Genomic DNA, 525 nt, shown 5'->3' with positions numbered 1-525 from the left:
ACTCGCGTTACTTCAGAAGCAAAAGACGACAACTGATCCACCATGGTGTTGATGGTGTTCTTGAGCTCGAGGATTTCGCCCTTCACGTCCACCGTGATCTTCTTCGAAAGGTCCCCCGCCGCCACAGCCTTGGTCACCTCGGCAATGTTGCGCACCTGGCCGGTCAGGTTGGAGCCCATGGAGTTGACCGARTCRGTCAAGTCCTTCCAGGTACCGGCAACRCCCTGCACGTCGGCCTGSCCGCCCAGYTTGCCYTCRGTRCCCACCTCGCGYGCSACYCGSGTTACYTCAGAAGCAAAWGACSRCARCTGRTCCACCATGGTGTTGATGGTGTTCTTGAGCTCGAGGATTTCGCCCTTCACGTCCACCGTGATCTTCTTCGAAAGGTCGCCCGCCGCCACAGCCTTGGTCACCTCGGCAATGTTGCGCACCTGGCCGGTCAGGTTGGAGCCCATGGAGTTGACGCCCATGGAGTTGACCGAGTCAGTCAAGTCCTTCCAGGTACCGGCAACGCCCTGCACGTCG

The 525-nt window shown here is 59.6% G+C and carries 1 protein-coding gene; it reads right to left on the bottom strand.

The window, feature by feature from the left end:
• A partial coding sequence (locus AC1DWI_RS26025) for a HAMP domain-containing protein (protein WP_477726312.1) occupies positions 1 to 525 on the bottom strand: 525 nt, incomplete at both ends.

The organism is Polaromonas sp. P3_C2 (assembly GCF_056402675.1).
Note: the sequence above shows the minus strand (reverse complement) of the source record. Positions and strands in the feature narration are given on the sequence as shown.